Here is a 727-nt window from a genome sequence, read left to right on the forward strand (position 1 = left end):
GGTCCTGCGCGCCTATCCGCGATCCGAACTGGTGCGGATCATGGGCTTCATCACCATCCCCGGTCTGCTCGGCCCGCTGATCGGCCCAACCATGGGCGGATGGATGGTCGAATACCTGACGTGGCACTGGATCTTCCTGATCAACCTGCCGGTCGGCGTCATCGGTTGCTATGCGGTGTGGAAATTCATTCCCGACCTGCGCGGCACTGAACGCACACGCTTCGATAGCCTCGGCTTCCTGCTGTTTGGTGCGGCGATGATTTTGATCACCATCGCCATGGAAGGCCTCGGCGAACTGCACCTGCCGCACTTGCGCGTGATGTTGCTGCTGTTCGGCGGTATGGCCTGTCTGGCGGCGTACTGGTTGCGCGCCGGGCACATCGAAAACCCGCTGTTCGCACCGTCGCTGTTCAAGACCCGCACGTTTGCCGTCGGCATTCTCGGAAACCTCTTCGCGCGTCTGGGCAGCGGCGCATTGCCGTTTCTGGTGCCATTGCTGCTGCAAGTGGCGCTGGGCTATTCGCCGTCGCAAGCGGGGATGAGCATGCTGCCGCTGGCCGCTGCGGCGATGATCGCCAAGTGGGTCGCGCGGCCGCTGATCGAACGGCTTGGCTATCGCATCGTCCTCACCGGCAACACATTGGCGCTGGGGATCATGCTGGCGAGCATGGGCCTGGTCAGCGAGCAGACGCCGTACTGGCTACTGCTGTGTCTGCTGGCAGTGCTA

The 727-nt window shown here is 63.0% G+C and carries 1 protein-coding gene; it reads left to right on the forward strand.

Annotated elements, in window-relative coordinates:
• Positions 1 to 727 (forward strand): MFS transporter (locus tag BK660_RS30505; protein ID WP_123436415.1); only part of this gene is annotated, 727 nt, incomplete at both ends.

This window comes from Pseudomonas brassicacearum (assembly GCF_003732265.1).
Taxonomy (GTDB): domain Bacteria; phylum Pseudomonadota; class Gammaproteobacteria; order Pseudomonadales; family Pseudomonadaceae; genus Aquipseudomonas; species Aquipseudomonas brassicacearum_D.